The following is a 26,554-nucleotide window of genomic DNA, read 5'->3' as shown; positions in this document are numbered from 1 at the left end:
TGGCAATCAGCCACACGCGGGGGTATCGGTTCCACATTCCTCCCTGCATATTTCACTCCATGCACCAACGCCGGGCTTCGGCCAATATTCTCAAAATAATGGCGGATATGACCTGCGGTCGCGTTCTAGGATAGTAGAGCGTTAGCGCTTTCACGCAGAAAATGACGTGATGCATTCTGGTCCCTGCGCGGCTATGCGTGCCCGATGTTTCAAGGAGGGCTATGCTCGACGATTCGCTTCCGATCTGAAACGAGTTGATGGCTGCGCCGCCAGCGCTGGATGATCCTGCTCGTCAGCCTGCCTGGTCATTTGTGCTGGCGAGTATCGTCGTGGTGCCATGCGACGCTCGCATTCGTGATGTTTGTCGATGTGAAACATGCAAGCAGAGGCGGTGGCGCTTGATAGAGCACATATAAAAATCGATCTCGCTGGAGGGCACATGAATACGCACGCAGCCATCAGGATCGGGGACGTCGAGCTAGATGTAGAGCGCTACGAATTGCGCCGTGCAGGGCAGCGCATCCGACTGGAGCGCTTGCCCATGGAACTCCTGATTTTCATGGCATCGCGCGGGGGCGAACTCGTGACGCGCGCTGACATTGTCAGGCTGCTGTGGAGCGGCAGCGCGTTCCGGGACACGGACAACAGCATTAACACGGCGATCCGGAAAATCCGCATTGCGCTTGGCGAGAATCCCGACGATCCGCAGTATCTGCTTACTATCAAGGGCAAGGGTTATCGTCTGGACGGCGTGCGGATGTCGCCGGCACAACCGGAAGTCACCGCACCTGCCGCCGTTCGCGTGTTGGTGCTGCCCTTTGAAAACAAGAGCGGTGACCCGACCCAGGATGGCTTCTGCGACGCGCTCGCCGACGAGACTTCCGCAAATATCGGCATGCTGCATGCCGAGCAGATCTACCTCATTGCCAGGACAACCGCCGCAAGTTACCGGCGATCCAACAAGAGCATTGCGCAGATGGCGCACGAACTGGCGCTCGACTATGTGCTGGAAGGCTCGCTCACGCGGGAGGGCGGACGCGTCCGCGTTTTGGCGCAATTGATTCGCTGCACCGATCAGTCGCAGGTCTGGGGCCGCGCTTATGAACCGGCTACCAGCGGCTCGCTGGATATGCAGAAGGAAGTCGGGACCGCGCTGGCGCGGGACGTGTTGCCGACGCTCGCGGAGCAGCAGCGGGGCATGCTGGCAAGACGTCTGCCCGTCGATCCGGCGGCGCACGATGCATACCTGCACGGAAGATATTACTGGCTGCGCCGAGTTCATTTCCACCCGGGGTTCGCCGCGCATCATGGGCTGAGCGGCGAGGACTTTACGCGCGCGCTCGGCTACTTCGAGACCGCGATCGAGCGTGATCCGACCTACGCGCTCGGTTATGTCGGCGTGTCGAATATCTATGGATCGACCGTGACGCATGGCCTGTTTGCGCCGTCGCAAGGCTATCCGAAAGCCCGGGAAGCCGCGCTTCGCGCATTGGAACTGGACCCGGATCTGCCGGAAGCTCATCACGCACTGGCTGGCGTGCATTATTTCTATGACTGGGACTGGCGCAAGGCCGAGGCGGAATTTCTCGAAGCGCTGCGCCTGAATCCCAACCTCGCCGAAACCAGCCGCCTCTACGCGCGATTGTTGATGGCGCTCGGACGGGAGACGGAAGGTCGCGCGCAGTTCGAGCGGGCAGAGCGACTCGACCCGCTTACGTTCGACGGCTCACGAATATTCGGCCTGGTGTTATCAGGCCGGTACGAGGAGGTCACCCGGGAGTTCCTGACCGAGGGGCATGGCAACCGGTCGCCGTTGATCTATCAGGTGCTGTCGATCGCGTTCGAAGCGCAGGGCGCGTACAAGGAAGCGGTGGAAGCGACCGTCGATGCGTTGACGCGTTGCAACGACTTCGCCCGGGCCGAGGTGATCCGGACCGTATGGGAAGCGGGCGGCTACGACGCGGTTCTGCAGTGGTACTTGGAGGACTTGCTGGCGAGGCGGCAATCGGGCTATACGTCGCCGCTGCTGTTTGCGGAAATCTACGCCCGGCTGGGCAAGCAGGACGAGATGTTTCATTGGCTCGACGTTGCGCTGGCCGAACGATCGTCCCGGTTGAGCGAGCTGCGCACGAACACCTGGTTCGATCGCTATCGGTCGACAGGGCGATTTCACAACCTGGAAAAGAGGATCGGCGCTTGATGGATGGCGTTGCGTGGATGAGTCACAGATACCCGGCGCGCCGCGCGCCTTTGTCCGGACTCCGCGTGCGGGCTGCCCCCATCACGCGGAATACCAATACCCAATCATGCCGGGGTCACTGCCCGTGATAGAGCTCCTGCAACCGGCTTTGTTCTCCGGACCGCTCTGAATGAACGAGGTCCTGGTAGACCTGTTGCCGCGTCAAGCTCATAGGCGCGCCTGCATCGCTTCTGGATATATCTGTTACGCCTCCAACGTCCTGCGCGGGCTGTGCGGTCATGGTCGCGGTGGTTGCAGGCTGATCTTGCGCCCATGCCTGTCCAACGAGGAGGGCGGCCGCGCACGCCGCAACGATTCTAAGTGTCTTCATGTTGATTTCTCCCAAAAGCCGAGGTCGGACCGGTCAGCAAACTACTGGCCGAAAAAGGCGATGCCGGGCGGTTCATCGCTTGGGCGCTGAACAGTCCGGAAACGCGTGTGGTCATGTTGCGACGCCGCGTTAAGGAACTCCATGGACGCAAGCTGAAGAAATCGTTAACACGCGTCATGTATCGGCACAATGTGACTGGAATTGAAAGCGATGTAAAAGAGTTAGGGTCGCTAACGATCGCACGTCTGCCGGACGGCCAGGACCTGGCACGATTCCGTCAAGGATGGCTTTACACCGGCCAATGCATCAAGAGATGGAGCAATTGCCGCGGACGTTTCGAAAAATGAAATCGGCGACCCGGCAAACGGTTCGGCATGCTCTCACCAATAACTGTCAGAGGGCTTACACGTTGCAAGCCTGCCAACGATGGGCGTTGCAGTCCTCGATGCGTTGACGCAATCGCAGGCTGCGTAGCTCTGCATTAAAGAGCGCGGCCCGATGGGCTGATCCGATCGGTTATATTCGACGCCTAAGGCAGGCTTCGCCAAGCCCTAAGGTAACCTCAGGACAGCCGCTCATGAACCGCGTGAGTACAAGAAAATGCGATCGCTTATTCAACTCTTCGCCTGGTGTTCGCTGGTATCGATAGTGAGCCAGCCGGCGCTTGCCGACGACCTGCGCAGTAACCGCGGAAACGATCCGTTTTTCCAGATTTCCAAAGCTATCCCTGAGTGCCCCATTCCTTTGGGCCCGTTGGAGACGGAACAGGAATGGGTGAACGAAGCACATTACCGGATCGAGCGTGGTAATAGCTGCTGGGTGGAGGGGCGGTGCCGTTTATCCAATGCGTATCGTTACGATGCCGAGATAGCGGAAGCGGTTCAACGTCGGCTCAGCACGATCAATATCGCCACGCATTGGCGCGAACAATCATCGTTATGGCTGATGTTGCAGCGCAGGTTTATCTACGTGCAAGGCTGTGTATCGCCCGATTTCGATAAAAGTAAATTCCTCTCCGAGCTGGCGAAAACGGCAGATGTCGACAAGGTCATCGACAACATGACCACCGATCCCGCAGCGATGCCCTTACCGTATCCATCGAAGGCGCCGTAAGCTCGAAAGCCAGGAGATGAAGATGAAGGTCAAGCGAATAGTCGCCAACATAGGCACGCAAGATGTTGCCCACGCCCGGCTGTTCTATCAGGACGTACTGGGTCTGGACCTGCTGATGGATCAGGGCTGGATCCAGACCTTCGGTTCGGAGACGACCATGAGCGTCCAGGTCAGCGTGGCTTCGGAGGGCGGGTCCGGCACGCCGGTGCCGGACCTGTCGATCGAAGTGGACGACGTGGACGCTGCCTTCCATCGCATGAAAGATGCGGGTTTCCCGATTGAATACGGACCCGTCAATGAACCTTGGGGCGTAAGACGTTTCTACGTCCGCGATCCGTTCGGCAAACTCATCAATGTTCTTGCACATACATGAGCTGGCAGCCCGAGCGAAGGAACGCGGCCTGCAACATCGAACCGTAATACCTAGTACCCCTGCGGCACATTGGACTTGTTGCCTGCCAGCGGTGAGCCATAACCACCGCTTTGCGTGTTGTTGGGCAAGCCGTTGATCAACTGCGCACGCGGATCGGTCGGATTCAGGTTCATCTCGCCCGCTTGCTGGTTGCCGTGGGTCGGATATTCGCTGCCTAGCGGCGCATTCGGCATCAACTTCGTGCTGTTAGCCGGTGCGCGCATGTCGTCGTTGGGGCTCAAACCCATGCTCGTGGTTTGCGCATAGACCGCTTGATTAGCAAACGACGTAACGAGCACGGCTGCGGATATCGATAAAACGCGTTTCGACTTAACGATGATGGTCATGACTGAACTCCCAAAGTGAGGTGGGTTTTTCGTGTCCTTGCCGTCTTATCGCGTCACTCGAGCAACGTCACTCAAGCACGCGTTTTTGTAGTGTCAAAAGCCTGGCGAGCAATCGCGATTGCATCGGCATGCACGCGTCGCGTCATTTGTTCGCCTTCTTAAGCTTAGCCGCACGTTTGGGCCGATCGTCGATAATTTTTGTCCGGGTTTTGTTCTTCAGCTTCTTCCATTGTTTGCATTCGTCCTTGGTTCGCAAGCAACCAGTGCAAAGCCCGGTTGTGCCATCGAATTTGCAGATGTTGATACAGGGCGATTCCACGGCCATTACAAATCCATTGCGCGTAGGCTTTATTTCGACCCTTCAAATCTCGCACGATGCATGCCCGTAGACCTAAAACATAATCTGGATGGGGACAATAGGCGCGCCACGTGCTGTGCATAAAAGTGCAACCGTGGACGCGCGACACCGGGTGCTAGTATCTGCAACATTCATCTGCAACATTCATTTGGAACATTTCGCTCGTCGCACTGTGCCCGACATACCGGCTGTTGCTTGACTACCATGCAGAAACCCGTGTTGTTTTCCACCCTAAGCCAGCTCGAATTCGAGCGTGCCGTGCTCGGACGCGTCGTTGCAGGCATGCCGCTGCGCGAGGTGCTGGAGCACGTGGTTCATCGAGTGGAAAACCGCTCCGAGCAGCCGCTGCGTGCCTCCGTGCTGCTTGTTGATGCCACCGGGAAGCGCCTGATTCACGGCGCCGCGCCGAGTTTGCCTGATGATTACAACCGCATTGTGGACGGCCTCGAATTCGGGCCGCTCATGGGATCGTGCGGGGCGGCGGCGTTCCGCGGCGAGCCGGTGATTGTGGAAGATATCCAGACGGACCCGATTTGGGCCGCGTTCCGCGATATTGCCCGGCAGTACGACCTGCGCTCCTGCTGGTCCATGCCTATCCAGGCGGCCGACGGCCGTCTGCTCGGCACCTTCGCCAACTATTACTCGGTACCGAGAACGCCGTCGCGCGAGGAACTGGACGACATCGCGCAAGTGGCGAGCATCGCGGCGCTGGCCATCGAGCGCCATGCGAGCGACCGGGCATTGCGCGAAAGCGAGGAGCGTCTGCGCATCGCGCAGCAGGCGGGCGGAATTGGCACCTTCGAGATATTTCCGCATAACGGGCGCCTGGCCGTGTCAGAGGAATTGTGCTGGCAATGGGGTTTGACGCCGCGTCATGAATACCATCTCGACGACCTGCTGGAACTCGTTCATCCCGACGACCGCGACCGCGTGCGCGCCGGCCATCTCGACATGCCGGCCGGTGCGCTCGATTACCTGGAGTACCGCATCCGCCGCCCGGACAACGGCGAGGAGCGCTGGATGGCGCGCCGTGGCGAAGCGATCGAAGGCAGTGGGGGCGGCTTGCGTTATCTCGGCGTGACGTACGACATCACCGGGCATAAGCGCTTTGAAGAACGCCTGCGTGTCAGCGAGTCGCAATTGCGGCGCCTGAACAATTCGCTGGCGGCTGATGTCGATGCCCGCACTCGCGAGCGCAACAGCATCTGGCGCAATTCGCGCGACCTGTTCATCGTCGCGAGCAGCGCGGGCGTGTTGCGCGCCGTCAATCCGGCCTGGACCGACGTTCTCGGCTTCCGCGAGGACGAGCTGATCGGCAAGTCGTTCGCGGAGATCGTTCATCCCGACGACGTGGAAGCCACCGAAGCGGCGCTGCTGTCGGCGGCCCGGTCGGGGCTGGTGCGCTTCGAGAATCGCAACCGTCACAAGGACGGCTCGTATCGATGGGTGTCGTGGGTCGCCGCGCCGGAAGGCGACACGCTTTACGGCAACGGCCGCGACGTCACCAGCGAAAAGGAAACTCAGCGAGCGCTTCAACTCACCGAAGAAGCGCTGCGCCAGGCGCAGAAAATGGAGGCGCTCGGGCAACTGACGGGCGGGATTGCGCACGATTTCAACAATCTCCTGCAAGGCATCACCGGGCCGCTCGAACTGATCCGCCGATACACCCAGCTCGGCCGCACAAACGACATCGACCGGTTCATTTCGATGGCCACCGGTGCGGCTAACCGGGCGGCCTCGCTCACGCACCGGTTGCTGGCGTTTTCGCGGCGTCAGCCGCTCGACCCGAAGCCGGTGAACGCGGACGAGCTATTGCATTCCATCGATGATCTGCTCAAGCGCACGATGGGCGAAGCGATCGAGACGCGCGTGGTGCGCAACCCGCACCTTTGGCTCACGCGCTGCGACGCGAACCAGCTTGAAAACGCGCTGCTGAATTTCGCGATCAACGCGCGCGACGCCATGCCGGAAGGTGGCCGCCTGACGCTTGAAACCGGCAACGTGGAACTCGGCCACGACTTTGCCGCGCGCCATCCCGATGTGGCACCGGGGTCTTACGTGGTGGTGTCGGTGTCGGATACGGGCGCGGGCATGCCCGCCGACGTCAAGGCGCGCGCCTTCGACCCGTTCTACACGACCAAGCCGCTGGGTCAGGGTACGGGGCTGGGTTTATCGATGGCTTATGGGTTTGCGAAGCAGTCGGGCGGGATCGCGACTATCGAGAGCGCGCCCCACGCCGGCACGACGATCCGGCTGTATTTGCCGCGTTTTTCAGGCGATCCGGGCACGCAGGAAATCGCGGGCGAACTCAACGACGCGCATCGTGCAGCCGGGCGGCACGCGATCCTGGTGGTGGAAGACGACGCGTCCGTGCGTGAACTCGTGTGCGAGATCCTGCGCGATCTGGATTACCAGGTGCTTGAAGCTTTCGATGGCCCGTCGGGATTGACCATCCTTAATTCGCATGCGCGTATCGACTTGCTAGTGACCGACGTCGGGCTTCCCGGGCTGAACGGCCGGCAACTGGCGGACGCCGCGCGGGCGACGCGGCCGACGTTGAGGGTGCTTTTTATGACGGGTTATGCTGAAGCCGCGACCCGCGCGAATGGTTTCCTCGATACCGGTATGGAAATGATTACCAAGCCGTTTACGCTGGAATCCATGGCGAGCAGGATTCGCAGGATGGTCACGCTGGGCGTAACGGACGACTAGCCGTCAAGAGCGGGGAAGAGCGATGAAAGAGCGGTCAGCGGATCGCCCGCGCTCCCGTCAATACTCACCTTTGCGCTCCCGTATTGACTCACCTTTTGGCGCAAATGGCATGTCGCTTGCTCAAGATATGTCGACGTTCCTTCGACACCCGGGCCGCCGGACACCGGCTCGTGGTACTCCAGAATCGGAAAACGTGCGCCCGCACCGCAATCCTGCCCGGACTAGCGAGTGCGCTGCTGCCTTTGGTCCCACGCTGTCCTGTATGTCCTTACACGCCGCTTAATACCGTCATCAACGAAGAATGAGAACGATGTCATGAATCCAGATCCCGTGCCCCGTCGGCCGTCAACCACGGTTTTGCCGCCCGAAGGACCGGGTTTGCGGGCGCTGACATCGTTAATTACCGGTGTGGTCGTGATTTGCGTGTTGTATTTCGGCCGCGCGGTGCTGATTCCGATCATCCTCGCCGTGTTGTTGAGCTTCCTGGTCGCGCCGTTCGTGGACTTGTTGCGGCGGCTGAAGTTCGGGCAGGTGCCGTCGGTGATCGTGGCGGTGCTGGTCGCGTTGTCGGTGCTGACCGCGGTTGGCGCGCTGATCGGCGCCCAAGTGGCGCAACTCGCCGGTGACTTGCCGCAGTATCAGGTCGCGGTGGAACGCAAGATCGACGCCGTGCAGCAAAAAACCATCGGCCGGGCCGATGCGTTTCTGGGGCAAGCGGCGACAGCGCTCAAGCGCCTGTCGCCGAGTCGCCAGGATGAGATTCGCAAGAACGAAGAGAACCCCGCGGCCTCGCCTATCGATGCCCCCATGCCGGTTGAAGTGCACGAACCGGCGCCGTCGCCCGTGGAGCTGGCGCAGCGGTTTTTATCGCCGGTGATCAGCCCGCTGGAAACCACCGGCATTGTGCTTGTAGTCGCCATCTTCATCCTGCTGCAGCGGGAAGACCTGCGCGACCGGCTGATCCGGCTGTTTGGCTCGCGCGACCTGCACCGCGCGACTACCGCCATGGACGAGGCCGCCCGCCGGTTGTCCCGCTATTTCCTCGCGCAGCTTGGCATCAACATGGGCGTGGGCATCGTCATATCGATTGGGTTGGCGATCATCGGCGTACCCGGCGCGTTGCTGTTCGGCGTGCTCACCGGCTTGCTGCGCTTCGTGCCGTACGTGGGCACCTGGCTCGCGGCGTTGCTGGCCGTGGTGTTCGCGGCGGCCGTCGGACCCGGCTGGTCGATGATGATCTGGGCCATCGTCCTGTTCGGCGTGACCGACGTGGTCGCGGGGCAGGTGGTCGAACCGCTGTTGTATGGACACAGCACGGGCCTTTCGCCGTTCGCGGTGATTGTTGCGGCGATTTTCTGGAGCTGGATCTGGGGACCGATCGGGCTGGTTTTATCGACGCCGCTGACCTTGTGCCTGGTAATTCTCGGGCGGCATGTCGAACGGCTGGAATTCCTCGACGTACTGTTCGGCGACCGTCCAGCGCTGACGCCGGCGGAGAATTTCTATCAGCGGCTGCTCGCCAACGATCCCGATGAAGCGCTCGTGCAGGCCGAGTCGCTGCTCAAGGAGCGTTCGCTTAGCGCGTATTACGACGAAGTGGCGCTTGAGGGGTTGCGGATTGCGCACAACGACGTGTTGCGCGGGGTCGTGACCTCGGACCAGTTGAGACGCATCAACGAATCGGCGATGGACATTGTCGAAGGGCTCGAGGAAGTAGAGGACGTGGTGATGGCGGTCAGGCAGGAAGAGGACCCGCCGGCCAGTCTCGAGATGTCCGATCGTGAAGCCGGCATCGTGCACGAAGCGCCGCCGTCTCACTTCGACGCCGCCCGCGAAGGCCATACGGCGTCTGTGCTGTGCATCGCCGGGCGTGGTGTGCTTGATGACCTGGGGGCGGCTATCGCGGTGCAATTGTTCCGCAAGCATGGCCTCGGCGCGGATCTGGCGCCCTATGAGCGCTTTTCGCGCACGCGCTTCGACGAGGTCGACTTGACGGGGGTGTCGCTGATCTGCGTGATTTCGTTCGATGCCGCCGAATCGCCGCCGTATTTGCGCAATTTGCTGCGGCGTCTGCATCAGCGAACGGCCACAGCTGACCTGATCGTAGGATTGGTGCTGCCGAACAGTACGCTGGAAGGCGAGGAGGTGATTCGCAAGACCTCGGCGGCTACGTCGTTCAAGGAACTGGTTGAAGCATGTGTGGCGGCGGCACGGCGGCAGTCCACCGACGGTATCTCGTGGGAGGGGCTGAATCCGCCGGACGCGGTTGTTTCGGGTGAGACTGAGGGCGCCAAGGGGAAGGCGCCCGTGGTGCCGGTGTTGCGGGGGGCTTGAGAGTTTCGCTCGCGCCGTGGGTGGCGGCCACCGGCCGGTTACCCTTGGCGCGAACGAATCAAACCCTGCATCAAACCGTTTTAGCGGTTGCCGTCGAACAGGTCGTTCAACATGGTGTCGAACGCGGCTTGCGCTTCCTCCAGCTCCTGGAGCGCGGCGTCGAAAGTCTGCAATGCCATCTGCGACGGCCTGCCATCACCTTCCGGCGGAAAGTGGCCCTGCAACGCCGTGAACGCGGTCTGTACCTGCCGCGTGGCATTGACTATGCGCTCCATCGCCCGCGCTTCTTCTGTTCGATTGTGTTCGGCCGTCATCGGAGTCTCCGTTCTACGAACCCCGATAGTACCAACGGTTGCCACGTCAGGCACGCGCTCTCGCGCATCGTAAGCTTCACTGCGACGTCCACCCGCCATCGATCTGAAGCGCAGCACCGCGCATTTCATCGGCGCCTTCCGAGCACAGGAACACGGCCAGCTTGCCGATCTGTTCCGGCGTCACGAATTGCTCCGACGGCTGTTTCTCTCCCAGCAACTTCGAGCGCGCGGCGTCCGGAGAAATGCTGTCGCGTGTCGCAATATCGTCGATCTGCTTTTGCACCAACGGCGTCAGCACGAATCCCGGGCAGATTGCGTTGACCGTCACGCCCGTGCGCGCGTTTTCGAGTGCAGCCACTTTCGTCAGGCCGACAATGCCATGCTTGGCCGCCACGTAAGCCGATTTTCCCACCGAGCCCACCAGCCCATGCGCGGAAGCCACGTTGATCACGCGGCCCCAGCCGCTGTCGCGCATCTTCGGCAACGCCACGCGCATGGTATGAAACGCCGAGCTCAGGTTGATGGCGATAATCGCGTCCCACTTGTCGACGGGGAAGGTATCGATCGTCGCAACGTGCTGGATGCCGGCGTTGTTCACGAGCACATCGACGGTGCCGAATTGCTCGGTGGCGAAAGCGAACATGGCTTCAATCTCAGCGGACTTCGACATATCCGCGCCGTGATGCACGGCCTTCACGCCATGCTGTTCGATCTGCGCGATGGCGCCCTGGATGACAGCAGCGTCGCCGAAGCCGTTCAACACGAGATTCGCGCCGGCTTGCGCCAGGGCGGTAGCGATTCCAAGTCCGATGCCGCTCGTCGATCCGGTGACGAGCGCGGTTTTGCCGGCGAGCGGTGCTGCTGCGGATGAGGTCATGAGAGGAAGTCCTGTGGGAGAGCAATGGGGAGGCGGCAGCGGCCAAGTTTGCCAGATGCGGATGAGCGATGCTGGTTTGCATCGGCGGGAATCAACGTGCGCCGCCGATGCAAAGGCAAAATCAAAAGCCTTAAACCAGCCCGGTCGTGTAATACACCGCGATCACAAAGAACACGGCCAGCGTCTTGATGATCGTCACGGCGAAGATGTCCCGATACGACTCGCGGTGCGTCAACCCGGTCACGGCCAGCAACGTGATCACCGCGCCGTTATGCGGCAGCGTGTCCATGCCGCCACTGGCCATTGCGACCACGCGATGCAGCACTTCCAGCGGAATGTGCGCCGCCTGCGCGCCTTTGATGAACGTATCCGACATGGCCGCCAGCGCGATGCTCATGCCGCCCGACGCCGAGCCCGTGATGCCTGCCAGCGAACTCACTGAAACAGCCGCGTTCACGAGCGGATTCGGGATGCTCTTGAGCGCATCGCTGACCACGATAAACCCCGGCAACGCCGCGATCACGCCGCCAAACCCGTACTCGGACGCGGTGTTCAGCGAGGCGAGCAACGCCCCGCCAACCGCCGCTTTCGTTCCTACCGCAAATCGTTCGCGCACGCGTCCGAATGCCGTCAATACAACCAGCAGGATGCCGAGCAGCAGCGCACCCTCCACGGCCCAGATCGCGACAACCGATTTGATCGCTGTGACCACCGGCGCGTGAACGCCCGGCAACACGTTAGGGGCCACCGAATAGCTGTCGCCGTACCAGACCGGGATCAGCTTGGTCAGCGCGAAGTTCGCAACGCCCACCAGAATCAGCGGTGCAACCGCGAGCAACGGATTCGGCAAATGCGTGCTTTCCACGCGCTCCGGTTCGTTCACGAGCGACGTGCCGTAGCCTTCACCAGTCGCCATGACTGAACGGCGGCGCCACTCCAGGAAACTCAACCCGACCACGACGATAAACAGCGAACCAATCGTGCCAAGCCACGGCGCGGCCCAACCGGTGGTCTTGAAGAAGGTGGTGGGGATAATGTTCTGAATCTGCGGCGTACCCGGCAGCGAATCCATGGTGAAGGAGAACGCACCAAGCGCGATGGCGCCGGGCATCAGCCGCTTCGGGATATTGCTTTGCCGATACATTTCGGCCGCGAACGGATAGACCGCGAATACGACCACGAACAGCGACACGCCGCCATAGGTGAGCAACGCGCACACCGCGACAATCACCGCATTGACGCGCGTCTTGCCGATATATCGAATGGCGGCGGCCACGATTGATTCGGAGAATCCCGACAACTCCACCACTTTGCCGAATACGGCGCCGAGCAGGAACACGGGGAAGTAGAGCTTCACGAAGCCGACCATCTTTTCCATGAAGATGCCGGAGAACACCGGCGCGACGGCGGCGGGTTCGGTGAGCAGGACGGCGGCGAGCGCGGCGAGCGGCGCCACCAGGATCACGCTGTATCCGCGATACGCGGCGAGCATGAGGAACGCCAGGGCGCCGAGGACGATGATGAACGACATTAAGTCTCCGTTAGTTGTTGTGTGCCCGGGCGCAGTAGCAATAGCCGTCCGGAAATGGGTGCGCCCTCTATGCAGCATTCATGCCAAAGACCACGAAGCGTTGCCCAGCAAGGAGGTGCGGCTCCAGTGAGCCCCGAGCGCGTGGAATAATGTCTACCAATCGAGACAACGCCGTGTCGCCAGATTCACCCGAACGGCCGGTCACACAATGTTTCACAGCATTGTTGCCGTGTTTCCACGTTTCGAGATATTCTGTCTCGATATCGAGAAAACTTCACGAGACACCGGATGCATAACGACTGGACGCACGTCCCCGTCGATTACAGCGACGTTTTGCGTCGCGCGATGGATTCGCTTTTCAAGACCTTCGAGAATTTCAGCGAAGGCACATTTATCGTAGACAAAGAATCGCGGGTCGTCTGGATCAATAAACGCTACGCGGCGCGCTTCGGGTTTTCCGACCCGCAAGAGGCGATTGGCCGCGATTGCGAATCGGTGATTCCGAACAGCCTGATGCGCGAAGTCGTGACAACGGGCAAGCCGATCCTGCTAGATCTGCTGGAAACGGATCGCGAGCCGCTGGTCGTTACGCGCCTGCCGCTGAAGGACGATTTCGGCCAGACGGTCGGGGCCATTGGTTTCGCGCTCTTCGATGAAATGAAAGCGCTCACGCCGCTCTTTTCGCACTACTCGCGCGTGCAGCAGGAACTGATCGCGACACGGCAATCGCTCGCGCAGGCACGGCGCGCGAAGTACACGTTTGCGAGTTTCGTGGGGACGAGCGCCGCGAGCCTCGATGTCAAACGCCAGGCGCGCCGCGCCGCGCAGGTCGATTCGCCCGTGCTCCTGTCCGGCGAAACGGGTACGGGCAAGGAGCTGCTGGCGCACGCGATTCACGGCGCATCCACGCGCGCCGCGCGGCCGCTCGTGAGCGTGAACGTCGCGGCGATTCCGGACACCTTGCTGGAAGTGGAGTTTTTCGGTGCGGCGGCGGGCGCGTACACGGGCGCGGATCGCAAAGGCCGTGTAGGCAAGTTCGAACTGGCCGATGGCGGCACGCTCTTCCTCGATGAAATCGGCGATATGCCGCTCGTGCTGCAGGGCAAGTTGCTGCGCGTGTTGCAAGAGAAGGAGTTCGAGCCGCTGGGATCGAACCGGATCGTGCGCACCGATGTCCGGATCATCGCGGCGACATCGGCGGATTTGCCGGCGCTGGTCGCCAGCGGCCGGTTTCGCGCGGACTTGTTTTATCGGCTGAACGTGTTGTCCATTCACGCGCCGCCGTTGCGCGAGCGGGCGGGGGATATTGAAGCGCTGGTGTACGCCATGCTCGAGGAGCTTTCCGCCGATGCCCGCCCGCGTCACGCCGGCCAGTTCGTGCTTCATGACGACGCGTTGCGCCTGCTCTGCGGGTATTCGTGGCCGGGCAACGTGCGCGAGTTACGCAACGTGCTGGAGCGCGCGGTGATGTTGTCGGACAGTGAGCATATTGATGCCCGTGCGCTCGGCGCCTTCAGGGGTGCAGCGAGCGCGGGGGCATCGCCGGAACCCGCGGGCGCAGCGGAGCAAACCGATACGACGTCCTACACCGAAGCCATGGCGGGTTTCGAAAAGCGTTTCCTCTCAGAGGCCCTGCGCGCAAGCGGCGGCCGCGTGGCAGAGGCGGCGCAGCGGATTGGCATTGGCCGGGCGACGATGTACAAGAAGATCGTCGCACTGGGCATAGACGTTTGAACCATGAGCAAACAAACATGAGCAAAGACACGAACAAGACGGTGTTGTCCCGCGAGCTCGAGGCGCTTGCCATCGACCAGTTGCAGCGCCTGGCGCAAGAGCGCTTCGACACCCGGCTTGGGCAGTTCGAGGCGAAGGAATGGCTTGACGAGTTATCGAAGCTCATCGGCGCGCATTTCTACAACCAGGCGCTCGCCGATGTAAAAGCGAAGATCGACGCCCGCGTCGAGATGATCGACAGCGACATCTGGGGGCTTCAAAAGTAGCGCGAACGCACCAAAGAAGGTCCTGCTCTAGCGCACGATCCGTACGGCCAGGGAGGCAAGCCGAAAGCTCCGCATGGCATACTTGTGGGATCAATAAAAACAGCGTTAAAAGGGGTTCCGGATGAAGATTTCCAGCGTACGAGCATCGCGTTTTCTGGCGCTGTTGCCGCCTGCGGCTGCGGCGTTGATGTTGTCCGCGTGCAGTAGCGCGCCGCCGCTCTTTTCATCCGATGGCCGTCCGACCAGCATGATCCAGTGCCCGGCCAACGGCGGCTGGAGTAACTGCCAGGAAAATGCCCGTGCGTTGTGCGCAGGCAGTTACGACGTCCTCGATCAAAGCAGCGACAACGGCCAGAACAGCCTGTTGATCGCGTGTAAGGCGAAGTAACGCCAGGCCTTCGCGCAAACCAACGCTCTAATTCAGCGCCGGGTGCGCGGGCAGGTTGAGCAGCAGGCGAATCAGGTCGACCTGGCGATTCGTTGCCGTCTTTTGATAGATCGCCTGCAACTGTTTGCGCACCGTGTCGTGCTGCACGCCGGTCTGGCTGGCTATTTCCTTGGGCGTGCGCCCTTCCGCTATATGACAGGCCACGCGGCATTCCGCCGGCGTCAGGTCGAACGCGCTCGCGAGCAGATCCGGATCCACAATAGGCGGTGAATCCGGGTGATAAAACGTGAGCAGCGCTGCGTGCCCGCGGCTCACTGCGACCGGGTGATAAAACACGTATAGCGCGCCTTGAACCGCGGGCTCACCATGGTGCTCTTCCGTCAACCGAAGCATTCGATAAGCCGGCGTCACGTCTGCCGCCGCGAGACATTCGTCCAGAATCCGGCGCTGCACCGCGCCTTGCAATTCAAGCTTGCCGTCGATGACCTGAACCAACCTGGTTCGTCCCAGCATCTGCCTGGTTGCGTCGTTAAGGCGGAGCACCGCCCCATTCAGCGCGACGAGCATGGCCGGCTGGCGCCATTCGTTTAGAAATGGAACACGGGCGAAAAGCTCGGGCGTCGCGAAATAACGCACGTCCTGAAGTTGTGCAGCGCGTGAAAGATGCGGCATCAGGCGATCAAGCCAGCACGGCTCCGACGGAATAAGAGGCCCGCTTTCCGATACAAACTCGCAGGCCAGCGTGATCAGCAATTCGCGGGTATCGAGAATATGCCGGCTTGAAACATGTGCCGATGCCTTTATGTTCGCGGAATCAGCACCTTTCTGATCCGATTCGAAGCGCGCAAACGATTCAATTGGATTTTTAGGCGTTTCCGCAGCCTGATTACCCGGAGTCTTGTAATAATTTGTATTTTCTCGATTTCCGAAACTTTCGGAATTCATATTAGCAAGCTGCTTATTGCTGACGGTTATCCAGACTGCGCGGGCGCCAATCAAGCCCGCGATCGCAGCGCATACGGCATGCCACGCGCGAGGGTGCGTAAGCGTTTCATATATAACGTTCACAGCCTGATCGTATGGGTCGCTTTCAAGAAGCATCCATTTTCTCCTGTTATGCGGATAATTTGCCGATCCCGAACGCCGGCTTATTGCATTTTTACTGTTCCGCATTTGCGGAATATACAACACCCCGCACACTCCGATATTCTATAGGAATCCCTTCCAGAGCTTGTGCTGCCTTCTTCCGGCGGCGCGGGCCGCGCATTGTGCTAACTCAGAGCATCTAGTTTGTGACACCGGAAACGGTTATCTGTTCCGTGTGTTGCCTTACATTCGTTTCATAAAAGTAAAAATAACATCTACCTTGGAGTAGTGAATGAATCATCGGCAAATCGAAACGGATATTCTCCATCTGGAGCGGGTAATCGGAAGAATTTCCGCCGATGACCGTATCCCCTTGTCTTACTGGCGTAAAAGGATTGATTTGGTCGCATTGAATGCGCTTGTACCCGCGCAGCGATCGCGCATGCTGCGAATCAAAGACCGGCTCGAACAACTTGAGGCCAGCATCGGATTGAATTACTCGCTGGTTTAAAGAATGTGTAAGGATTTACTGGTTTAATTTCCCGTTTTTGTGTCACCGAGTTACAACCCGAGGTAAATCTTCCCTTGGAGTCCAATTGCTGGCGTGCTTAAATGATGTGCTGAGAATATGCGTATATAGAGGGATTGAATGTCCGACGCAGGATTCAGCACCACGCGCCTCCAGCGCACGCGTACCGCGATGCAGCAGTTCGTCGAGACCGGCGACGTTGCCGGTTGCGTCACCCTGGTCTGGCGGAACGGCGAAATAGCCCGAGTCGATACGCTGGGTCACAGCGACAGCGACGCCCTCACGCCCATGACGAGTGACACGCTGTTTCGCATTGCTTCCATGACGAAACCTGTGACCAGCGTCGCTGCGTTGATGCTGGTGGAAGAAGGCCGCATTGCGCTCGATCATCCGATTACGCGCTGGTTGCCCGAGCTGGCCAATCCCAAAGTGCTCACCGACCCCACCGCGCCGCTCGACAGTACGGAACCCGCTCGCGCACCCATCACCTTGCTCGATCTGCTGACGCATCGTGGCGGATTTGCGTATAACTTCACCGCGTTCGGCGCGCTAGCCGACGCCTACGGCAGCGTTTTCAACGGCGTCGAGGCATCGGTTGATCCAGGGGCATGGCTGAACCGCGTGGCCGAACTACCCCTGATGTTCCAGCCCGGCACGCGCTGGCACTACGGCATCTCCACCGATGTCCTCGGCGCGCTGATCCAGCGCATCAGCGGCATGTCGCTTGATGCGTTCTTCCGTACGCGTATCTTCGAGCCACTCGCAATGGCTGACACAAGCTTCGTGGTGCCCCCGGAAAAACTCGGACGCTTGTCGGTGGCTTATGCCATTGATCCTGCCACGCGACAACGCGTGGTGGAAGATCATCCGGTATCGAGCCGCTTTGCCAACCCGGCGCGTTTTCAAAATGGTGGAGGCGGCCTTGTTTCCACTGCCGACGACTATCTGCGTTTCGCGCGCCTGCTGCTCGGCCGCGGCCGTCTGCAAGGTGACGCCGATGAACGCGCGCGCGGTCCGCGTCTGCTGTCGCATCAGTCGGTCGATCTCATGCGCACGAATTTCCTGTCGCGTGATCAGCGCCGCATTCCCGCGTTCGGTCAGATTCTGTGGGCGGGCCAAGGGTTTGGATTGGGCTTGGCCATCGTGGACGATCCAGCGCAACAACGCACGCTCGGTTATCGTTCTGCCGGTTCGTTCGGCTGGCCCGGTGCGTACGGCACGAGCTGGTTCGCCGATCCGGTTGAAAACATGATCGGCATCATGCTGATCCAGCGACGCAGCATGGAACCCTTCCCGATGGCAGCCGTGTTCGAGCGCCATCTGTATGACGCCATCGACGACTAAGCAGTGACGAGTAAGAACCGATGACTGGCGTTATCACGCCATGTCCAATTCGGGCGCATGCCGAACCCAGAGAAAAGCTTATGGCCACCTACAAGCAACTGACCGCACAACTCGAAAAACTGCATAAGGAAGTTGCGATTGCACAGCAGAACGAAATCGCGGTTGTGATCGAGGATATCAAGCAAAAGATTGTCGATTACGACCTGACTGCCGAAGAGCTGGGCTTTTCTGCGAGGCGCGGCAGGCCGGCCACGAAGGCGCCGCTGCCGCCGAAGTACCGCAATCCAAAGACCGGCGAAACATGGAGCGGACGTGGACGTCCTCCAGCGTGGCTGGCTGGGCGCAACAAGGAACGTTTCCTGATTGGCGCTTGATTGGGGACTTGATTGGGACTTGAGCATCTCGCGCATGAGCTTGCAGCATGAGCTTCCCAAAGGTCCACGCGCGATGCCTTCAATGCAGTGTCTCCCGCAGCAATGTCACGTCGTAGCCGAGCGCGCGTGCGCGATTGACCAACGCCGTGCGTTGCTCCGCCGATGGTTTCGCTTCACGCGTCAGGATCCACAGGTACTTGCCGCTCGGTTCGCCGACGATGGACCATGTGTAGTCATCGGCGTGATCGAGTATCCAGTAATCGCCCACGTAGAACGGTCCGAAGAACGATACCTTGAGCTTGGCGTTGTTCGAATCCGGCACGATCTTCGCCTTTCCTCCGGCCGACCTGGATGCTCCGTTCACTCCACCGTTCCGGCTTGAATTGATGATCGATACAAGCCCGTCATCGCGCTTCGCATAGTTCGCCGTGACTGCTTCGCAGCCGCGTTCGAAGCGGTTTTCATAGCGCGCAAATTCGTACCAATGCCCCAGGTAACGATCGAGATCGACCGGCTTCGCAGGCTCGGGCACATGCGCGTTACCGCTCTTGTTGCTGCCGGCCATTGTGCATGCAGCCAGCAGGCCCAGTCCGCCGATCACCAGCAAAGCCGTCGTGCCGATGGTGACGGAACGTTTGAATTTCATGATGGTCCTCGTTGTGTTTAAGCGGTACGCGTCGCTTGTATGAGCAAGCTTCGTTCCGTTGCATCGAGTCCCGCATAGCCTCACCTATAGCGTGATCAAGTCATCGGAAAGCCCGGGCAGCAGGGACTTAAAGCTCACCTTCACCCGTATCAACTGTTTTAACAACAGGCCGCAACTCGTTGATAGAGAACGCTTTAACCTGACGCACGCAGCACGCCGCGAGACTTGTTCAACGCTCTTCATGTGCTTTCTCAACATCGCAGGATCACCCTCCCGGATAACCTCACCTATAGCGTCGCTCACCCGTCTCTCACTTCACGCTCACGCGAGCGGAGCATCGAGTTTGTGTCGCGTATCACCCGTAAGATCTCAATGACGATCTCAAAGCGATGAAGAACGAAAGTCGTGAAAGCCTTATAGATAAAGGCTCACAGCCGTATACCTCAAGCACTTGCTGAGGCCTGGTTACCTTTTCGATCTAGTTAGCGATACTTGCAAATTGCCTCAAGCGTGAGTTTTTGAGAGGTCATGCAACTCACCTCGCGCAGCTCCCGAAATCGCTCACCTTTATGAAGTTCACTCTGTGGCAAGCGGATTCGGCCGCTATGCTCTTGGCTCTTCTTTGCTGACGGTGCTGATTCGATTGAAGCAGTCGCGTGATCTCGCCGATGCCAGCCTCGACGGTCTCAACGCCGCGTATCCAAATGCGGGTTTTATCGGCTTGCCGTTATGCATGCTTGCGTTCGGTCATGCGAGTCTCGCGCCCGCGGTGATTGCAACGATCATGACGGTGTGCGTGCTGTTCGCCGTGGCGATTGTGTTGGTCGAACTGGGTCTGCAGAGGGAGAAGAAGCGGGTCGCCACGATGGGCAAAGTGGTCAGGTCGCTGGTCACCAATCCGTTGTTGTTTGCTCCGTTCGCGGGCTGGTTATGCAGCGGCACGGGACTCACACTCTCGGGCAGTGCTGACACGTTTCTCAAGTTGCGGGGCGCAGCGGCAAGTCCGTGCGCACTCGTTGCGCTCGGGCTGTTTCCTTGGCGAGAAGTCGGAAGGCGGCGCGGTGAAAACCACCACGATGCTGGTCTTGGCTAAGCTCGTTGCGTAACCGTTGCTCACGTGGTGGCTGGCGTTTCACGTGTTCGCGCTGCCGGCGTTGTGGGCGAAGACTGCCGTCATACTCAGCGCGTTACCCACGGGGACGGGGCCGTTCATGCTGGCGGAATTTTATAAGCGGGAAGCGGCGGTGACGTCCAGCACCATTCTGTTTTCCACGGTCATCTCGCTTGTCACGGTTACGGCGTGCCTTGCCGCGTTGAGGTGATTGACGTGATTGCGCGTATCGAAAGATCCGGCTCTGTTGCGATGGGAAGCATATGGGCATTCCATCGGCGGGAAATGCTGTTGCAACGGTCTTCGATCAGCCCGAAGAGGCTATCCGAGTGCCCCGGGTTGCGCCATTATGTTCAATATAAAGAACACAAACTACCAATCTGCACTTTACGTTTTTTATATTGAACATTAACCTGCATGGCGATAATATTTCGTATAGAATACATTAAGACGGAAATTGTGGTTAATGTAAGGTATATTGAACGTGAACCTTGCCGAGTTGGGCGAAGCCTTTAAACGGGCCAGAATCGAGGCGAATTTGACTCAGGAGGACGTCGCGCAGCGCAGCGGCGTTCAGCGTGCACGCATCAGCCTTTTTGAGACGGGTGCGTTGGCCGAGTTGGGCGCAGTCAAGATGCTGAGCCTGTTCAATGCGGTTGGACTTGAGACATTCGTGCGGCCGGCTGGGCATCGGCGGACGCTTGATGACGTACTGAACGAGCCGGACGAAGATCGTGCCTCCATCTCGAGGAAGCGGGTCCGGCTCGGCGCGAGCCAGCGCCTCATAAAAACCGGTACCGGCAAGGCTTCCAAATGAACGGCCCCGTCCTTGACGTCTACGTTGATTCGAAGCTCGTTGGCACCCTGACGGAAGAGGCGGGCAGTGGCGTGTTCACCTACCTGCCTGACGTCTCCGCGGAGAGCCTCGTTTCGCTGCTGATGCCGGTTCGCGCCGAGTCCTATGTCTGGAAAAAAGGACTTCACCCGTTTTTTCAGATGAACCTGCCTGAGGGCTACAAGAAAGACCGCATCCGCGAAACGCTGGGTCCCCATGCGGATGTGACCGATATGGGTCTGCTTGCACTGACGGGGGCAAACAGTATTGGGCGGGTTCAGGTCGTGCCGCGCGGCACCTTGCCCGGAGCGGCCGGAGGCAATGTGAAGATGTCGGATCTGCTCGCATCCACTGACTCGCGCGAGAACCTCCTGCAGCTTATGGATGAGGGAGTCGCGCAGGGCATCTCGGGAGTCATGCCGAAGGCGCTGTCCAAGCCCGGCGAGAAGGCAACCGTCTGGACGGAAGAATTCATCCTGAAGACGGGTTTCGACGATATTCCTTGGCTATCCGTCAACGAATACCTTTGCCTTGAGGTCGCGCGCCAAGCTGGACTGGAGGTTCCGGAAACGAGGCTCTCGGATGACGGTCAGGTCCTCGCTATCGGCCGATTCGACCGCACGAAAGACGGGAAGTGGCTGGCTGTCGAAGACTATTGCGCGTTGAAGGGGTTGGATCCTCTCGAGAAGTATCGCAAGGGGACCCTCGAAGACCTGGCTAAACTGACACAGGAATTCAGCCCTGGCGACAACGTCAAGGACAGCGCCCGCAAGCTCTTTACGCTGCACCTCTTGAACATTGCGCTGAGAAATGCGGACGCACACCTGAAGAATTTCGCTGTGACGTACACGAGCGCAAAGGACGTTCGCCTGGCACCCGTCTATGACATCGTCACGGTAACGGTCTATCCGCGCTACAGGACGAATTTGCCGGCGCTGCCTCTGTACGGCAAGCGCGTATGGGCGTCGGGTAAAGCGCTTGTACGGTACGGCGGCGCGTGGCTGGGCCTGACTACGGCCGACATGACGGATAGCGTGGAGCGCGTTACTGCGGCAGTGCAGGGTGTCCTGCCCCTTGTACGAGAGTGTGCTGATCGTTTCCCGGGCTTTCAGGATGTGGCCAAACGAATGCTCGACGAGTGGGCGCAAGGTCTTGACGACATCAGGCCTGATGCCAAACCCGGCAAAAGTTCACCTTCGCCTACGCCCTTGCGCGACCAGGCGGGATTCTCAGACTCGAACGGGCCGGAACGCCGGAAGGAAACTAATCCCTATGCGAGCCCCGATGGGCCTTTCTCACACAAGACACGTTAGACGCGTACACCTTTCCGCCCGCGGTCGACCGCCTGCACTCTGAGCCAGTTTCCACAGATAACGCCGCATCAGCAATGCAATCCGCCGCGTTGCTCCATCCCGCGCTTATTGCGTGTTCACGCCCGTGCCGTTCGCTTGCGTCACGGTCGTATCCGTACCCGATGTGACACGTTCAAAGCGCGCGGTTTGATACGGCAACAACTGGGGATAACTTTCCGTGTGGATCGCGTCGAGTTCACCGCTCTTTTGCGCGGCGATCAGTTCGGCCTTCACCTCGGCCCGCGTTCTCGGCGCGTAAGCGCTTTGCTGAACGGCGTCAGTGGATTGTGCAAAGACGGGTGCCGATGAGACCAGCACGGCGACGAACAAACTTCCGATAAGCGCGCGTTTCATGATGAACCCTTGACTGTTTGGAGACGGCGCGTCCTACGCCATCGATGTGAAGCAGTCTATTCACGTCGCTATCGGAGACCAATGTCGATTGAGAAAACATATTGTTGTGGATCGTGCATGAATGTGACGTTTCTTTCAGCCGCACGAAAGTGAATGTTCCCCTTGGCCGTCCGCTCAGCACCGCCATCATTACGTTTCCGGTAAGGATCAATTCCTTACACCGGTATTTTCCTGTGTTTGCTTCATCGATATTCTCGGTTCACCGATCCGGTCCGATCGTTGCCAACTCACCGAGGTGTCTCATGAAACGCATGCTTTCCCTCTTCGCCGCTGTTGCTTTGTTCGCTGCGGCAGGCGCCGCCAACGCTGCTGCCGCCAACGCCAATTCACAGTCATCGACGTGCCAAGGCCCGCCGTCTCAATGCAACGTGTTTTTCGGTCAATAACTTCTGACCCGCCGCTGGCGATAACCGCGCTCTTGCCGCTCTTCGCCACACACCTAGGCCTATTCCGCCAAGCTTAGGGCGGTTTAGTGCTAATTATTAAACATCCACAAAGTTGTCCACAGTTTCTGTGGACAACTTTGTGGAAATCATCTCGAAAATGGCTTGCAGCGGGCCTGTCGCCCGGTATTCATCGAAACGCTCATCTCGAAGCAGGAAGCGACCAGAAACGTGCACCGCCAGATGCCGGTCAGCGCGTCAATCCACCCCATTTCGGATAGCTTTCATCCCGGTCGAGCGCCTATGATGCGTCGGCTGCTACACGGCATATTTCGCGGTGCAGTTCATTGCTCCGCTTCATTCGTCACCGGGACAAGCCATGACCTACAAGATTGCGGTTGTTGTCGGCAGCATTCGCCGAGAGTCGTTCAACAAGCAGCTTGCGCATGCGGTTGTGTCGCTTGCGCCGCCGGATTTTTCATTCGAGTTCCTGGATATCGCCGGCTTGCCGCTTTATAGCCAGGATTACGACGGCGACTTTCCCGAAGTTGCGCGAACCTTCAAGCAAAAGATAGAGGCGGCGAATGGCTTGCTATTCGTGACGCCGGAATACAACCGCTCGATTCCCGGCGTACTGAAGAATGCGCTGGACTGGGGGTCGCGGCCGTGGGGTCACAGCGTGTGGGGCAACAAGCCGGGCGCGGTGCTGGGCACGTCGCCGGGCGCGACCGGCACGGCGCTCGCGCAGGCGCATCTGCGAAATGTGCTCGCTTATCTCGATGTGCCGCTCATGGGTCAGCCGGAGAGGTTCGTCAAGCACGATATAAACCGCATTGATGCCAGCGGCACGATCGTGAGCGAAGATACGCGCAAGTTCCTGCAAAATTTCGTCGATAAATACGTCGCGTGGGTTCAGCGCCTTGCGACGGTTTAGGCTGCAAAACGCCAACGGCCCGCTAAAGCGGGCCGTTGGCGTTTCAACAACGAGAACTAAGAAGGGCTACAGGTGATGTTGATGCCCCGTCACACGCTCCCAGCCATGCCGCACCGCGAGCTTGAAGCGCTCCCACGTGTCATGGCCGCCAGAACTGCGGCCTTCCCAGTCGTGGCGTAATTCGGTTTCCATGGTGTCGTCCCAGTTGCGGCGGTGATAACGCTCGTCGCCGGCGGCTGAGGCGCCGTATCGATACGCTTCCTCATACTCTTCGTAACTCGTGCCCGACGCCGCGTACTTCGACTCGTAGTCCGTGCGGAACTCGTCTTCGTACTCCATATATTCGTCCGGCATCGTGCTTCGCGTGCCTGCATGTGTGCCTAGCGCCGAATCGCTGGTTTGGCTCAACGTACCGGGAACCGGTGCGCCCATGGAACCGGCAGCACCCACACGAGCCGACGTTTCGGTTTCATCGAGCGGATCGACAGCGCGCCAACCCTGCGCGGGAGTGGTTCCGGTCAATGGATCTTCCGCGCCCGCTGCACGCAGTGCTGTTGCTTGCGCGTTCCGCCAGACCGCGTCGCTGGTCGTCGGATCGCTGCTGCCGGCAGATACATCGCGGCCGACCGGACTGATCGGGTCGAGCGGCAGCACAGCCGGATCGTCTCGGTCCGCATGCGGATAAGCGCGCGCCCGGATGGCATCGGCGCGAACGGGGTCAAGCGGATCTGCCGGCGGATTGACCGGCGCACGTCCCGGCACGGCGCTGCCCGAGCCAAGACCGAGTTCGTCAAGCAGCGAGTGATCGCGTTGGTCAGCATCGGCCGCTACCGGGTTTGCCGAGCGTGAGTGATTCAGCGTGCCCCAGCTGGCCGCGCGTTCGTCTATATCGATTGCACCCTGTTCAGCGAGTGTCTGGCGCGCGGTGTCGGCGCGTGCTTCGGTGGCTGTATCGACGGCCACCAGCACCGCCCCGCGCCGCACCGCTTCGGAGTAATGCGCCACTTCGGGCGGTTGATCGCGGCCACCGAACAGCATCGAAAAGAAGCGTTCGATATTCGCGAGCACGCCGCCGGTTTCGGGCGGCTGGCTGGCGCCGGGCGCAAGCGCCGGGTCACCGGGCGAGGAAGGTTCGGGCGCGGCCTGGAGTTCGATGTCGGAACGAGCAAAACCCGACGCAACAAGTGCGCTACGCGCCACTTCGGCTTGGTCGTAGGTATCGAAGATACCAATAACTGTGTGACGCATGGCTGCCTCCTGGGTGGCCTGGATTGTTGCGACGCGTCAGACGGATTCGCCGCATTCCCACTTCAAGCTCGCAACTCGCGTGCCGGGTCGCACGCGTACGCGCGGCGACGCCGTCCACGGCCCAAGGCGATCCCGCCCGATGCCCATCGGCGAGCGGATATTTTTACAAACCATGTGGAAAAGGCGCCCGGTTCAATGCGGCGCTTCGCCGTGTTCGCGATTGACGGCGTGCGCGTTCAGGTTTTCGCGAATGGCTTGCAGAAGCGAATCGAGCAGGGCGATATCAAACGGTTTGGACAATACGCGCGCATCGACTTGACGCGCCCGGTCCAATTCTTCCGCATAACCCGTCACCAGGATCACCGGCATACGCGGCGTCCAGCTTTGCAGGATCTCGGCCAGGTCGATGCCGTTCAATTTGCCCGGCATGTGGATATCGGAGAGCACGACGTCGAATGGCAACGCACCGCCATTGGCGATGTCGCGACGGGCCGCCTCCAGCGCGGCGATCGCGCCGTCCGCGTTGAAGATATGCGTGACGTGGTGATTCATCATCGACAACAACGCTTCGGTGCCTGCCGCAACTTCTTCGTTATCTTCCACCAGCAGCACGCGCAGCCCGTGCGATTCGCCGGCCGCGGCTGTGTCGTGATTTGCGGCAGGGGATTCCGCCACGACAGCGCTCGCGCGCGGCAGATAGAGCCTGACCGATGTGCCTGCGCCGAGCGCGCTGTCGATGGTCGCCACGCCGCCCGCGCGCTCGCAGAACGCGAACACTTGCGGCAGGCCCAGCCCGGTGCCCATGCCTTTGGACTTGGTGGTGAACAGCGGTTCGAACGCGCGGCCGAGGACCTCCGGACCCATGCCCGCGCCCGTGTCCTCCAGTGTCAATTGCACGAATTCGCCGATGATCGGAAAACCGTCCTCGTGCCGAAAGCGCACGTTGTCGGCGCGTACCGAGAACGTGCCGCCGCTCGGCATGGCGTCACGCGCGTTCACGGCCACGTTGATCAGCGCAAGCTCGAGTTCGGCTGCATCGACGCGAACCGGCCACACGTCGTTACTCGTTTCCAGATTCAGCGCCAGCTTTGCGCCCAGCGACGCCTTCAGCAGTTCGCGGCAGGCCGGCAGCCACTTGCCGATCGCGATGGTCTCATTGCGCAACGGCTGCTTGCGGGCGACGCCCAGCAACTGGCGCGTCAGCGACTGGCCGCTTTTTAGCGCACGTTCCATGGCCGACAACTCGCGATCCAGCCCGGTCGCGCCGCGTCGCCGGGCAATCTGGACGTTGGTTGAGAGGATCATCAGCAGGTTGTTGAAATCATGTGCGACGCTGCCGACC

At 60.1% G+C, this 26,554-nt stretch carries 27 protein-coding genes; 16 read left to right on the top strand and 11 right to left on the bottom strand.

The annotated features are described in order from the left end of the window. Nucleotides 1-439: 439 nt before the first annotated feature. A complete protein-coding gene (locus FH08_RS0143665; RefSeq protein ID WP_031364408.1) occupies nucleotides 440-2,200 on the top strand; it encodes a winged helix-turn-helix domain-containing protein in 1,761 nt (586 codons plus the stop codon). Nucleotides 2,201-2,315: 115 nt separating this feature from the next. Here the strand turns inward: FH08_RS0143665 and FH08_RS0143660 are convergent, their stop codons facing one another. Then, a complete protein-coding gene (locus FH08_RS0143660) occupies nucleotides 2,316-2,570 on the bottom strand; it encodes a hypothetical protein (protein ID WP_031364407.1) in 255 nt (84 codons plus the stop codon). 600 nt (nucleotides 2,571-3,170) lie between these two features. Here FH08_RS0143660 and FH08_RS0143650 point away from each other — a divergent pair. Both FH08_RS0143650 and FH08_RS0143645 read left to right on the top strand, forming a co-directional pair. Next, nucleotides 3,171-3,683, top strand: a complete 513-nt coding sequence (locus FH08_RS0143650; RefSeq protein WP_031364405.1) for a hypothetical protein — start codon at nucleotides 3,171-3,173, stop codon at nucleotides 3,681-3,683. Between the two features lie 22 nt (nucleotides 3,684-3,705). Beyond that, the gene (locus FH08_RS0143645; RefSeq protein ID WP_031364404.1) at nucleotides 3,706-4,056 is read left to right on the top strand and encodes a VOC family protein; all 351 of its coding nucleotides are present in this window, start codon (nucleotides 3,706-3,708) and stop codon (nucleotides 4,054-4,056) included. A gap of 50 nt (nucleotides 4,057-4,106) precedes the next feature. On the opposite strand, the gene FH08_RS0143640 is transcribed toward FH08_RS0143645, so the two are convergent. Beyond that, entirely contained in the window at nucleotides 4,107-4,442 is a 336-nt protein-coding gene (locus FH08_RS0143640) for a hypothetical protein (protein ID WP_031364403.1), read from the bottom strand. A gap of 142 nt (nucleotides 4,443-4,584) precedes the next feature. Beyond that, nucleotides 4,585-4,767, bottom strand: a complete 183-nt coding sequence (locus tag FH08_RS0143635) for a DUF1289 domain-containing protein (protein WP_031364402.1) — start codon at nucleotides 4,765-4,767, stop codon at nucleotides 4,585-4,587. A gap of 249 nt (nucleotides 4,768-5,016) precedes the next feature. On the opposite strand from FH08_RS0143635, the gene FH08_RS49860 reads away from it, so the two are divergent. Then, on the top strand, nucleotides 5,017-7,512 hold the full coding sequence (locus tag FH08_RS49860) for a PAS domain-containing protein (RefSeq protein ID WP_160172561.1): 2,496 nt from the start codon (nucleotides 5,017-5,019) through the stop codon (nucleotides 7,510-7,512). 315 nt (nucleotides 7,513-7,827) lie between these two features. Continuing rightward, nucleotides 7,828-9,846, top strand: coding sequence for an AI-2E family transporter (locus tag FH08_RS0143625; protein ID WP_051888981.1), 2,019 nt, complete (start codon nucleotides 7,828-7,830; stop codon nucleotides 9,844-9,846). An 80-nt stretch (nucleotides 9,847-9,926) separates the two neighbouring features. Here FH08_RS0143625 and FH08_RS0143620 read toward each other — a convergent pair whose 3' ends face one another. The 3 genes from FH08_RS0143620 to FH08_RS0143610 form a co-directional block, all read right to left on the bottom strand. Continuing rightward, nucleotides 9,927-10,160 carry a hypothetical protein gene (locus FH08_RS0143620; protein WP_031364399.1) on the bottom strand — a complete coding sequence of 78 codons (234 nt, stop codon included), beginning with the start codon at nucleotides 10,158-10,160 and terminating at the stop codon, nucleotides 9,927-9,929. Nucleotides 10,161-10,236: 76 nt separating this feature from the next. Beyond that, nucleotides 10,237-11,037, bottom strand: coding sequence for a 3-hydroxybutyrate dehydrogenase (locus FH08_RS0143615; protein WP_031364398.1), 801 nt, complete (start codon nucleotides 11,035-11,037; stop codon nucleotides 10,237-10,239). A gap of 130 nt (nucleotides 11,038-11,167) precedes the next feature. Continuing rightward, entirely contained in the window at nucleotides 11,168-12,568 is a 1,401-nt protein-coding gene (locus FH08_RS0143610) for a GntP family permease (protein ID WP_031364397.1), read from the bottom strand. A gap of 288 nt (nucleotides 12,569-12,856) precedes the next feature. Here FH08_RS0143610 and FH08_RS0143605 point away from each other — a divergent pair, with 288 nt between their 5' ends. From FH08_RS0143605 to FH08_RS0143595, 3 genes are all read left to right on the top strand, one after another. Then, nucleotides 12,857-14,302: a sigma-54 interaction domain-containing protein gene (locus tag FH08_RS0143605; RefSeq protein ID WP_031364396.1), complete on the top strand. Its 1,446-nt coding sequence runs from the start codon at nucleotides 12,857-12,859 to the stop codon at nucleotides 14,300-14,302. 17 nt (nucleotides 14,303-14,319) lie between these two features. Then, entirely contained in the window at nucleotides 14,320-14,568 is a 249-nt protein-coding gene (locus FH08_RS0143600) for a DUF2164 domain-containing protein (RefSeq protein WP_031364395.1), read from the top strand. Nucleotides 14,569-14,689: 121 nt separating this feature from the next. Continuing rightward, nucleotides 14,690-14,956 (top strand): hypothetical protein, encoded by a 267-nt coding sequence (locus tag FH08_RS0143595; RefSeq protein WP_419178056.1) that lies wholly within the window; start codon nucleotides 14,690-14,692, stop codon nucleotides 14,954-14,956. 27 nt (nucleotides 14,957-14,983) lie between these two features. On the opposite strand, the gene FH08_RS0143590 is transcribed toward FH08_RS0143595, so the two are convergent. Continuing rightward, the gene (locus tag FH08_RS0143590; protein ID WP_160172560.1) at nucleotides 14,984-15,901 is read right to left on the bottom strand and encodes a helix-turn-helix transcriptional regulator; all 918 of its coding nucleotides are present in this window, start codon (nucleotides 15,899-15,901) and stop codon (nucleotides 14,984-14,986) included. Nucleotides 15,902-16,334: 433 nt separating this feature from the next. Here FH08_RS0143590 and FH08_RS0143585 point away from each other — a divergent pair, with 433 nt between their 5' ends. The 3 genes from FH08_RS0143585 to FH08_RS0143575 all read left to right on the top strand — a co-directional run bounded on the left by FH08_RS0143585 (nucleotide 16,335) and on the right by FH08_RS0143575 (nucleotide 18,289). Beyond that, the gene (locus FH08_RS0143585; RefSeq protein WP_031364392.1) at nucleotides 16,335-16,553 is read left to right on the top strand and encodes a hypothetical protein; all 219 of its coding nucleotides are present in this window, start codon (nucleotides 16,335-16,337) and stop codon (nucleotides 16,551-16,553) included. 138 nt (nucleotides 16,554-16,691) lie between these two features. Continuing rightward, on the top strand, nucleotides 16,692-17,915 hold the full coding sequence (locus FH08_RS0143580) for a serine hydrolase domain-containing protein (protein ID WP_031364391.1): 1,224 nt from the start codon (nucleotides 16,692-16,694) through the stop codon (nucleotides 17,913-17,915). Nucleotides 17,916-17,995: 80 nt separating this feature from the next. Then, on the top strand, nucleotides 17,996-18,289 hold the full coding sequence (locus FH08_RS0143575; RefSeq protein WP_031364390.1) for an H-NS family nucleoid-associated regulatory protein: 294 nt from the start codon (nucleotides 17,996-17,998) through the stop codon (nucleotides 18,287-18,289). Between the two features lie 79 nt (nucleotides 18,290-18,368). On the opposite strand, the gene FH08_RS0143570 is transcribed toward FH08_RS0143575, so the two are convergent. Further along, a complete protein-coding gene (locus FH08_RS0143570) occupies nucleotides 18,369-18,935 on the bottom strand; it encodes a lipocalin family protein (RefSeq protein ID WP_031364389.1) in 567 nt (188 codons plus the stop codon). Between the two features lie 583 nt (nucleotides 18,936-19,518). On the opposite strand from FH08_RS0143570, the gene FH08_RS49045 reads away from it, so the two are divergent. From FH08_RS49045 to FH08_RS0143555, 4 genes are all read left to right on the top strand, one after another. Next, on the top strand, nucleotides 19,519-20,028 hold the full coding sequence (locus FH08_RS49045; protein WP_200878877.1) for an AEC family transporter: 510 nt from the start codon (nucleotides 19,519-19,521) through the stop codon (nucleotides 20,026-20,028). A 43-nt stretch (nucleotides 20,029-20,071) separates the two neighbouring features. Beyond that, nucleotides 20,072-20,257: a hypothetical protein gene (locus FH08_RS53115; RefSeq protein ID WP_200878876.1), complete on the top strand. Its 186-nt coding sequence runs from the start codon at nucleotides 20,072-20,074 to the stop codon at nucleotides 20,255-20,257. A 273-nt stretch (nucleotides 20,258-20,530) separates the two neighbouring features. Continuing rightward, nucleotides 20,531-20,863 carry a helix-turn-helix transcriptional regulator gene (locus FH08_RS0143560; RefSeq protein WP_035568807.1) on the top strand — a complete coding sequence of 111 codons (333 nt, stop codon included), beginning with the start codon at nucleotides 20,531-20,533 and terminating at the stop codon, nucleotides 20,861-20,863. Beyond that, nucleotides 20,860-22,194 (top strand): type II toxin-antitoxin system HipA family toxin, encoded by a 1,335-nt coding sequence (locus tag FH08_RS0143555; RefSeq protein ID WP_035568795.1) that lies wholly within the window; start codon nucleotides 20,860-20,862, stop codon nucleotides 22,192-22,194. The genes FH08_RS0143560 and FH08_RS0143555 overlap by 4 nt, the downstream gene beginning before the upstream one ends. 105 nt (nucleotides 22,195-22,299) lie before the next feature. Here FH08_RS0143555 and FH08_RS0143550 read toward each other — a convergent pair whose 3' ends face one another. Then, complete coding sequence (locus FH08_RS0143550; protein ID WP_063771275.1) at nucleotides 22,300-22,587, bottom strand: DUF4148 domain-containing protein; 288 nt, start codon at nucleotides 22,585-22,587, stop codon at nucleotides 22,300-22,302. 822 nt (nucleotides 22,588-23,409) lie between these two features. Between FH08_RS0143550 and FH08_RS0143540 the strand changes: the two genes are divergently transcribed. Further along, nucleotides 23,410-23,964: an NADPH-dependent FMN reductase gene (locus FH08_RS0143540; protein WP_031364385.1), complete on the top strand. Its 555-nt coding sequence runs from the start codon at nucleotides 23,410-23,412 to the stop codon at nucleotides 23,962-23,964. Nucleotides 23,965-24,030: 66 nt separating this feature from the next. On the opposite strand, the gene FH08_RS0143535 is transcribed toward FH08_RS0143540, so the two are convergent. Next, nucleotides 24,031-25,212 (bottom strand): hypothetical protein, encoded by a 1,182-nt coding sequence (locus FH08_RS0143535; RefSeq protein ID WP_031364384.1) that lies wholly within the window; start codon nucleotides 25,210-25,212, stop codon nucleotides 24,031-24,033. A 192-nt stretch (nucleotides 25,213-25,404) separates the two neighbouring features. Next, a partial coding sequence (locus FH08_RS0143530; RefSeq protein ID WP_035568792.1) for an ATP-binding protein occupies nucleotides 25,405-26,554 on the bottom strand: 1,150 nt, incomplete at its 5' end.

The sequence above is a fragment of the Caballeronia sordidicola genome, from assembly GCF_000729995.1.
GTDB lineage: Bacteria > Pseudomonadota > Gammaproteobacteria > Burkholderiales > Burkholderiaceae > Caballeronia > Caballeronia sordidicola_A.
This window is presented reverse-complemented; position numbering and strand designations above follow the sequence as displayed.

Excerpts from the sequence above, each read along its gene's own strand:
- FH08_RS0143535 (WP_031364384.1), bottom strand. The coding sequence starts at position 25,212 with ATGCGTCACACAGTTATTGGTATCTTCGATACCTACGACCAAGCCGAA.
- FH08_RS0143665 (WP_031364408.1), top strand. The coding sequence starts at position 440 with ATGAATACGCACGCAGCCATCAGGATCGGGGACGTCGAGCTAGATGTA.
- FH08_RS0143595 (WP_419178056.1), top strand. The coding sequence starts at position 14,690 with ATGAAGATTTCCAGCGTACGAGCATCGCGTTTTCTGGCGCTGTTGCCG.
- FH08_RS0143625 (WP_051888981.1), top strand. The coding sequence starts at position 7,828 with ATGAATCCAGATCCCGTGCCCCGTCGGCCGTCAACCACGGTTTTGCCG.
- FH08_RS0143540 (WP_031364385.1), top strand. The coding sequence starts at position 23,410 with ATGACCTACAAGATTGCGGTTGTTGTCGGCAGCATTCGCCGAGAGTCG.
- FH08_RS0143620 (WP_031364399.1), bottom strand. The coding sequence starts at position 10,160 with ATGACGGCCGAACACAATCGAACAGAAGAAGCGCGGGCGATGGAGCGC.
- FH08_RS0143575 (WP_031364390.1), top strand. The coding sequence starts at position 17,996 with ATGGCCACCTACAAGCAACTGACCGCACAACTCGAAAAACTGCATAAG.
- FH08_RS0143610 (WP_031364397.1), bottom strand. The coding sequence starts at position 12,568 with ATGTCGTTCATCATCGTCCTCGGCGCCCTGGCGTTCCTCATGCTCGCC.
- FH08_RS0143640 (WP_031364403.1), bottom strand. The coding sequence starts at position 4,442 with ATGACCATCATCGTTAAGTCGAAACGCGTTTTATCGATATCCGCAGCC.
- FH08_RS0143590 (WP_160172560.1), bottom strand. The coding sequence starts at position 15,901 with ATGAATTCCGAAAGTTTCGGAAATCGAGAAAATACAAATTATTACAAG.
- FH08_RS0143600 (WP_031364395.1), top strand. The coding sequence starts at position 14,320 with ATGAGCAAAGACACGAACAAGACGGTGTTGTCCCGCGAGCTCGAGGCG.
- FH08_RS0143570 (WP_031364389.1), bottom strand. The coding sequence starts at position 18,935 with ATGAAATTCAAACGTTCCGTCACCATCGGCACGACGGCTTTGCTGGTG.
- FH08_RS0143635 (WP_031364402.1), bottom strand. The coding sequence starts at position 4,767 with ATGGCCGTGGAATCGCCCTGTATCAACATCTGCAAATTCGATGGCACA.
- FH08_RS0143605 (WP_031364396.1), top strand. The coding sequence starts at position 12,857 with ATGCATAACGACTGGACGCACGTCCCCGTCGATTACAGCGACGTTTTG.
- FH08_RS0143580 (WP_031364391.1), top strand. The coding sequence starts at position 16,692 with ATGTCCGACGCAGGATTCAGCACCACGCGCCTCCAGCGCACGCGTACC.
- FH08_RS0143650 (WP_031364405.1), top strand. The coding sequence starts at position 3,171 with ATGCGATCGCTTATTCAACTCTTCGCCTGGTGTTCGCTGGTATCGATA.
- FH08_RS0143550 (WP_063771275.1), bottom strand. The coding sequence starts at position 22,587 with ATGAAACGCGCGCTTATCGGAAGTTTGTTCGTCGCCGTGCTGGTCTCA.
- FH08_RS0143645 (WP_031364404.1), top strand. The coding sequence starts at position 3,706 with ATGAAGGTCAAGCGAATAGTCGCCAACATAGGCACGCAAGATGTTGCC.
- FH08_RS0143555 (WP_035568795.1), top strand. The coding sequence starts at position 20,860 with ATGAACGGCCCCGTCCTTGACGTCTACGTTGATTCGAAGCTCGTTGGC.
- FH08_RS0143660 (WP_031364407.1), bottom strand. The coding sequence starts at position 2,570 with ATGAAGACACTTAGAATCGTTGCGGCGTGCGCGGCCGCCCTCCTCGTT.
- FH08_RS0143585 (WP_031364392.1), top strand. The coding sequence starts at position 16,335 with ATGAATCATCGGCAAATCGAAACGGATATTCTCCATCTGGAGCGGGTA.
- FH08_RS0143615 (WP_031364398.1), bottom strand. The coding sequence starts at position 11,037 with ATGACCTCATCCGCAGCAGCACCGCTCGCCGGCAAAACCGCGCTCGTC.